General features: G+C 72.0%; 7 protein-coding genes and 1 riboswitch. Of the genes, 5 read left to right on the top strand and 2 right to left on the bottom strand.

Going from position 1 to position 6,990, the window contains the following annotated elements; all coding sequences use genetic code 11:
• The 4 genes from VK611_02155 to VK611_02140 all read left to right on the top strand — a co-directional run.
• Nucleotides 1-1,487, top strand: a 1,487-nt coding sequence (locus VK611_02155; protein ID HMG40093.1) for an ABC transporter substrate-binding protein, incomplete at its 5' end; no start/stop codon positions are given.
• Between the two features lie 91 nt (nucleotides 1,488-1,578).
• Nucleotides 1,579-2,136 (top strand): RNA polymerase sigma factor, encoded by a 558-nt coding sequence (locus VK611_02150; GenBank protein HMG40092.1) that lies wholly within the window; start codon nucleotides 1,579-1,581, stop codon nucleotides 2,134-2,136.
• 26 nt (nucleotides 2,137-2,162) lie between these two features.
• Nucleotides 2,163-2,906, top strand: coding sequence for a hypothetical protein (locus VK611_02145; protein ID HMG40091.1), 744 nt, complete (start codon nucleotides 2,163-2,165; stop codon nucleotides 2,904-2,906).
• A gap of 163 nt (nucleotides 2,907-3,069) precedes the next feature.
• Nucleotides 3,070-3,774, top strand: a complete 705-nt coding sequence (locus VK611_02140; GenBank protein ID HMG40090.1) for a hypothetical protein — start codon at nucleotides 3,070-3,072, stop codon at nucleotides 3,772-3,774.
• 72 nt (nucleotides 3,775-3,846) lie between these two features.
• On the opposite strand, the gene VK611_02135 is transcribed toward VK611_02140, so the two are convergent.
• Together VK611_02135 and VK611_02130 are read right to left on the bottom strand one after the other, a co-directional pair.
• On the bottom strand, nucleotides 3,847-4,581 hold the full coding sequence (locus VK611_02135; GenBank protein HMG40089.1) for an endonuclease/exonuclease/phosphatase family protein: 735 nt from the start codon (nucleotides 4,579-4,581) through the stop codon (nucleotides 3,847-3,849).
• On the bottom strand, nucleotides 4,574-5,509 hold the full coding sequence (locus tag VK611_02130) for a thioesterase family protein (GenBank protein ID HMG40088.1): 936 nt from the start codon (nucleotides 5,507-5,509) through the stop codon (nucleotides 4,574-4,576). The genes VK611_02135 and VK611_02130 overlap by 8 nt, the downstream gene beginning before the upstream one ends.
• A gap of 39 nt (nucleotides 5,510-5,548) precedes the next feature.
• Nucleotides 5,549-5,659: riboswitch (TPP riboswitch) on the top strand.
• Between VK611_02130 and thiC the strand changes: the two genes are divergently transcribed.
• The coding region (gene thiC, locus VK611_02125; GenBank protein ID HMG40087.1) for a phosphomethylpyrimidine synthase ThiC at nucleotides 5,646-6,990 on the top strand (1,345 nt) is incomplete at its 3' end. (Overlaps the previous riboswitch by 14 nt.)

Below are 6,990 nucleotides of genomic sequence, written 5' to 3'. Positions count from 1 at the left end.
CCTGCGACACCGAGCTCGGCCGCGTGGCGATCCCGACGATGTACTCGGCCCCGTGCGTCGAGCCCTTCGACGGCGACAACGGCGGCGCCACGTCGCCCGGCGTCACCGGCGACGAGATCGTGGTGGTGCGCTACGAGACCGACCCCGACGTCGACCCGGTCGGGGCGGCGCTGGTGCGGGCGACCGGGGTCGACGTCGACCCGGACACGGCGTTCGAGACGGTCCACGACTACGCCGCGATCTTCGCCGAGTACTACGAGACCTACGGCCGCGAGGTGCGAATCGTCGACTACCTCGGCTCGGGAGCCTCCGACGACGAGGAGGCGGCCCGCGCCGACGCCGTCGAGATCGCCGACATGGAGCCGTTCGCCGTGATCGGCGGGCCCTTCCAGTCGTCGTCGGTGTTCGGCGCCGAGTTGGCCAGCCGTGACATCGTCTGCATCGGGCCGTGCGCGAACACCCTGCCCGACGAGGTCACCACCGAGCACGAGCCCTACATGTGGCAGATCGGCCCGTCGCCCGACCAGGCGGCGCAGATGGCCGGCGAGCTGATCGGCAACCTCGCCGGCCCGGGCAAGGCCACCCTCGCCGGCGACCCGGCCACCCAGGCGAAGGACCGGCGCTACGCCCTCGTCCACTACAACACCGAGGACGGCACCCACAGCGCCGTCGCCGAGGCGCTGACCGACGCGCTGACCGACAACGGCGTCGACGTCACCACCGACATCGAGTTCATCCTCGACCCGGCCACGATCCAGGAGGACGCCCGCACCCTGCTCGCCCGGCTCGAGGACGACGGCGTGACCACCGTGATCTTCTACGGCGACCCGCTGATGCCCAAGGCGCTCACCGAGGAGGCCACGGCCCAGGACTACCACCCCGAGTGGATCCTCGGCCCAGCCCTCTACGCCGACACCGCGGTGTTCGCCCGGACGTTCGACCAGGCGCAGTGGGCCAACGGCTTCGGCATCGGCCTGACGCCGCTGCGGGGCGAGGACGCCAGCTCCGACTCGTGGCTCCTCCACGACTGGGCCTACGGCAGGGAGCCGGCGAACAACGCGTACGCCGCCATCCTCCCCCCGGTGCGCTACCTCTTCCAGGGCATCCACCTGGCTGGCCAGGAGCTGACGCCGGAGACGTTCCGCGACGGCATGTTCCGCTACCCGATCAGCGGCGGCTACCCGAGCCGGCCGCAGTTCTCGTTCGGCTTCCACGGGGTGTGGGGCGACGACGCGCCGGACTACGGCGGGTCGGAGGACGCCGCGGTCATCTGGTGGGACCCGGAGGCTCCGGGCACCGACGAGACCGGTCAGGAGGGCGAGGGCCTGTACCGCTTCGCCAACGGCGGCGAGCGCTACACGATCGGCAACTTCCCCGAGAACGCCGAGGAGGCGGGCCTGTTCGTCGAGCCCGACTCGCTGACGATCGTCGACGAGCTTCCCCCCGAGGCCGTGTTCGACTACCCGGCGCCCGACCTGGGGTCGTAGGCCTCTTGCGCTGACCTGATCGACCCGATCTGCTCGAGGGCGTGCCCCTCGGGCGGGTCGGGGCGATTGCGACAAAGGTTCGATGGCGCAGATGGACAGGTTCGACGGTGAGTTCGACGCAGTTCTGGCGGCAGCTGTCGTCGGCGCGCCCTGGGCGCTGGAGCGGATCTTCACCACGCTGAGCCCGATCGTCGCCGGCTACCTGCGCATGCAGGGGGCCCACGAGCCCGAGGACCTCACCAGCGAGGTCTTCGTGGCGGTGCTGCGCAAGGTCGCCACGTTCCGCGGCGACGAGGCCGGCTTCCGCTCGTGGGTGTTCACGATCGCCCACCGGCGGCTGATCGACGAGCGCCGGCGGGCCGTGCGGCACTCGCTGGTCACGGCGATGGGCGACGACTACGACGCCCCCGCCCCCGACGACGTCGCCGAGACGGCCATCCAGTCGCTGGCGGTGGAGCGGGTCCGCGAGCTGTGCGACCGGCTCGTCCCCGACCAGCGCGACGTGCTGCTCCTCCGGCTGGTGGGGCGGCTCACCGTCGACGAGGTGGCGGCCACGATCGGCAAGACCCCCGGGGCGGTGAAGGCCCTGCAGCGGCGGGGCTTCCGGGCGGTCGGCCGCATCCTCGAACGGGAAGGCGTACCCCTGTGACCAGGCCGGGCGATCACGACGCTGACATGAGCCACACCTCGCAGATCCGCCGGCGCTGGGCCCTGGACGACGACACCGTCGAGGCGATCGTCCAGAGTCGTCCCATCGACGGCCGGTTCGATCCGTTGGTGGCCTTTGCCCGTCAGGTACGCACTGCGGCGGTGGACCTGCCGGGGCCGGCCCCCTCCGACGAACTGGCTCGGATCTTGCGTGGTGACACCAAGATCAACCAGGAGACGCACAGCATGGATGTCGGACGATTCGCCGCGATCGCCGCCAGGGTCGCAAGCCTCGGCACAGCCGCCAGGATCGGGTTGGGGGCGGCGATCGCCGCCGCGAGCGTCGCCGGAGCGGGGGCTGCCGGCGCGCTCCCCGGTCCCGCCAACGACGCCGTCCGCGGCGCCATCGAGACCGTGTCGCCGGTCGACTTCGCCGACGAGGCGCCCGAGCATCCCGAGAACTTCGGCGACGAGGTGTCCGACGACGCCACCGGCGGGAGCGACGGGGAGAACGGCGTCGACGGCCAGCAGATCTCGGAGGAGGCGCCCGGGGCCGATCACCGCCCGGACTCGGCCGGATCCTCCGATGAGGGCCCGGGCCAGCCCGACTCGACCGGGCTGGACCGGGCCGACGAAACGCCCGCCGAACCCCACGCGCCCGACTCGGTGCCGAGTGGCAACGGCGGCGACGGCAACGGCGGTCAGCCCGAGGTCATCCCGAGCACCGTCCCGTCCCTACCCGACCAGTCCCAAGGCCACGGTCGCCCCTAGCTCGGTGCAAGTGGCCAGCTGAGGGTAGGTAGACGGAAACGTGCCAGGGCGTACCCCTTCACCGCTTGCAGGCGATCACGACCCTGCGAACGACAGACCGGCGTCCGGTGGGACAAGTCCCAACTCCACCATCGGGCGCCGGGCCTACAGAAGGGGAAACGCAATGGTGCAGGTGACGCGGATGCGCCTGGTTCTGGCGGCGATCTGCGGTGGTTTGCTCACCGCAGTCGCCGTCGGAACCGGTGCGGCCGGGGCAGAACCCCCCGCCGATCCGCCGGGGAACAACGGCACGATCAAGGTCGACGGCGCGCCGTTCGACATCACGCCCGGCAACGAGCCGCATGTCGACTGCAAGTTCGACATCGACTTCTACGGCTACGACGAGGGCGGCGACCTCTTCGCCGACGTGACGTTCACGGCTCACCCGCCGAGCAACCCGAGCGGTGTCGTCCTCGACGTCGAGCCGAAGACGGTCTTCATCGGCGAGGACTCGAACGACGGCGGCGGCAGCGAGGCCGGCCACGACGCCAGCCAGGAGTACGACCTGAGCGACGCGCTGGCGACGATCGAGCCGCACCCCGTGCAGGGCTGGCACGTGAAGCTCACCGTCCACGCCGACGGCTCGCAGGGCGCCGACACCAAGTTCAAGGTGTTCTGGGTGACCGGCTGCGAGACGACGCCGCCCACCACCGAGCCCCCGGGCTCGACGACCACCGAGCCGGACTCGAGCACGACCACGGTCCCGGGATCGACGCCCACCACGACACCGGACGACGACGAGCCCGGTGGTCCGGACGACACGCCGGAGCCCGTCCCGACGCCGCCGGCAGCGACACCATCGGTGCGCGCGCCGGACTTCGCCGGCTAGCTGCCGCCTGATCGAACTTGCCCGCGAACGAGGACCCACTCCCCTCGTCCGAGGGCAGGTTCGCGGGCAGGCTCAGGCGAAGCGGAGTCGGGCGGTGACGGGGCGGTGGTCGGAGCGGGTCTGGGGGACGACCAGCGCTTCGACCACCTCGACGACCGGGGTGACCAGGATGTGGTCGGTCTGGCTGTGTGGGCGGTGCGACGGGTACGTGCGGCCCCGCACGGCCCGGCGCCAGCCCCGGGGCACCAGCCGGTCGATGCACCAGCCCCACATGTTCATGTCGCCGGCGAACGCCGCAGCTTCGGTGGTCGGCGGCAGCACCTCTCGCAGGGAGGGCCCGAGACGCCAGACCGGGTCCTTGAGCAGCGGCATGTGGGTGCCCACCACGGTGAACGTGGAGCCACCGATGTCCACTGCGACCCGCAGGACCGCCCTTCGGGCGGGGTCGCGTGGCAGCTGCGGGGCGAGGGGGACGACCTCGGCGCTCGCGACCGGCAGTCGGGAGAGGACGGCGATGATCCAGTCGCCGTCACCGGCGTCGCCCTCTCGCCCCGCCAGCCGCACCTGGTCGTGGCAGGTGGCCCGGGCGATGCCGAACGTCGCCGCCACCTCGTAGCCCAGGGCCGACGCGATCTCCACCACGTTCCCGTCGACGTCGGGGTCGTCCGGCACCCACGCCTCCTGCAGCACCAGCAGGTCGGTGTCGACCTCCTTCGCCGCGGCCGCCACGTCGTAGAACGGCGCGTCGTGCCCCCCGTACCCCCTGCCCATGTGCAGGTTGAACGACCCGACGCTGAGCTCAGGCATCGCCCGGGCGCTGGCGCTGGTCGGCGGGGTAGCGCTCGTCGTCGACCGGGGGGCCGTTGGGGAAGACGAGGAACATCACCTGGGTGGCGTGGGCGACGAGGCCGCTCGCCGGGTCCCACAGGTCGGCGCCGACCGAGACGTAGCCGTCGCCGGCGTGGTGGGCGCGGTAGTGGGCCAGGAGCCACTCGGAGCGGGCGTCGCCGAAGAGGTGGACGGTGAGGTCGGCGCTCGGCGGCAGCCAGAAGGGCGTGCCCGGGCCCATCCGCTCGCCGACCGCGCCCGGCATGGTGTCGCACAGCGTGAGCACGGCCAGCGGGTCGAGCGTGCCGTCGGCCAGCAGGGGCGGCTCGTCGAAGCGGTACCAGGTGGCGCACTCCGAGCTCGTGGGGACCCAGTCGTCCCAGGGCGCGTGCCCCAACGCCGCGCGACCCTCCACCTTGTCCCAGAACGGGAAGGGCGGCCGGTCGGGGTGCAGGTCGTCGAGGCTGCGGTCACGCCACGACGGGCACTCGTCGGGCGGAGGGACCTTGGGCATCGTGGCGTCGGTGAACTCGAAGCCGGGTCGAGCGCGTCCGAAGACGGCGACCGACGTGTGGCCGGCGTCGGCGCCGTGGCTCCGGACGTCGGCCCGGACCTGCGACATCGACCTCCCGCGGCGCAGCACGTCGACGTCCACCTCGACGGGACCGGCCGCGACCTGGGCCGCGAACACCGTGGTCAGCGTGCGCAGGCGCAGCTCGTCGTCGGCGTTGTCGTCGACCAGCGCCAACGCCATGGCCCGGGCGGCGAGGGCGGCCATCAACCCGCCCTGCGGGACGATCGGGCAGTTCCAGTCGGCGCTGACGTCGACCTTGTAGCGGCCGTCGACCGAGGGCGACAGGTCGAGCTGGTCCGCGAACGTGACCGCCGGATCGTCCCCAGTCTCCATGCCCAGGACGCTATCGGCCGGGCTAGCGTGCAGGTCGACAACCGACCACGCGGGAGCTCGGGGACACGACCGGGCTGAGAGGGCGCACACGGCGCCGACCGCCGACCTGATCCGGGTAATGCCGGCGAAGGGAGTGATGGCCATGGCCGACCGCCGCAAGGCGTACGTCGCGGGAACCCGTCCGGACGTGCAGGTGCCGTTCACCGAGGTGGTCCTGGACGGCCCCGACGAACCGGTGCGCCTCTACGACACCAGCGGTCCCCAGGGGTTCTCGCCCGAGGCCGGGCTGGCGCCGCTGCGAGGCCCCTGGATCCACGAGCGGGCCGACGTCGAGCACTACGCCGGCCGCATCGCCTCGCTGCGCGACGACGGGCGCGGCGCCGCCCGGGCCGGCAAGGTCGACGCCGAGCCGTTCCCCGGCGACAGCGCCCAGCGTCCCCGCCTGCGGGCCAACCCCGGCAAGCGGGTCACCCAGATGCACTACGCCCGCCGGGGCGACGTCACGCCCGAGATGGAGTTCGTGGCGCTGCGGGAGGGGCTCGACCCCGAGGTCGTGCGCGACGAGGTGGCCACCGGCCGGGCGATCCTGCCCGCCAACGTCAACCACCCCGAGTCGGAGCCGATGGTGATCGGCAAGCGCTTCCTCACCAAGGTGAACGCCAACATCGGCACCTCCGCGGTCACGTCGTCGGCGGCCGAAGAGGTCGGCAAGCTGCAGTGGGCCACCCGGTGGGGTGCCGACACGGTGATGGACCTGTCGACCGGCCCCGCCATCCACACCACCCGCGAGTGGATCATCCGCAACAGCGCCGTGCCCATCGGCACCGTGCCCATCTACCAGGCGCTGGAGAAGGTCGACGGGGTGGCCGAGGACCTGTCGTGGGAGGTGTTCCGCGACACGGTCGTCGAGCAGGCCGAGCAGGGCGTCGACTACATGACCATCCACGCCGGCGTGCTGCTGCGCTACGTGCCGCTGACCGTCGACCGGACCACCGGGATCGTCAGCCGGGGCGGGTCGATCCTGGCCGCGTGGTGCCTGGCCCACCACCAGGAGAACTTCCTCTACACCCACTACGACGAGCTGTGCGAGCTGTTCGCCGCCTACGACGTGGCGTTCTCGCTGGGCGACGGGCTGCGGCCCGGGTCGATCGCCGACGCCAACGACGAGGCCCAGTTCGCCGAGCTGCGCACCCTCGGCGAGCTGACCCAGCGGGCCTGGGAGTTCGACGTGCAGGTGATGGTCGAGGGGCCGGGGCACGTGCCCATGCACAAGATCAAGGAGAACGTCGACCTGCAGCAGGACCTCTGCAAGGAGGCGCCCTTCTACACGCTCGGCCCGCTGACCACCGACGTCGCCCCCGGCTACGACCACATCACCTCCGCCATCGGGGCGGCGATGATCGGGTGGTTCGGCACGGCGATGCTCTGCTATGTCACGCCCAAGGAGCACTTGGGCCTGCCCGACCGCCAGGACGTGAAGG

It is taken from the genome of Acidimicrobiales bacterium (assembly GCA_035316325.1).
GTDB lineage: Bacteria > Actinomycetota > Acidimicrobiia > Acidimicrobiales > VFJN01 > DASXTK01.
This window is presented reverse-complemented; position numbering and strand designations above follow the sequence as displayed.

What these genes read in the sequence shown, in the direction of transcription:
- VK611_02150 (HMG40092.1), top strand. Translation starts at nt 1,579, where the DNA reads ATGGACAGGTTCGACGGTGAGTTCGACGCAGTTCTGGCGGCAGCTGTC.
- VK611_02145 (HMG40091.1), top strand. Translation starts at nt 2,163, where the DNA reads ATGAGCCACACCTCGCAGATCCGCCGGCGCTGGGCCCTGGACGACGAC.
- VK611_02140 (HMG40090.1), top strand. Translation starts at nt 3,070, where the DNA reads ATGGTGCAGGTGACGCGGATGCGCCTGGTTCTGGCGGCGATCTGCGGT.
- VK611_02135 (HMG40089.1), bottom strand. Translation starts at nt 4,581, where the DNA reads ATGCCTGAGCTCAGCGTCGGGTCGTTCAACCTGCACATGGGCAGGGGG.
- VK611_02130 (HMG40088.1), bottom strand. Translation starts at nt 5,509, where the DNA reads ATGGAGACTGGGGACGATCCGGCGGTCACGTTCGCGGACCAGCTCGAC.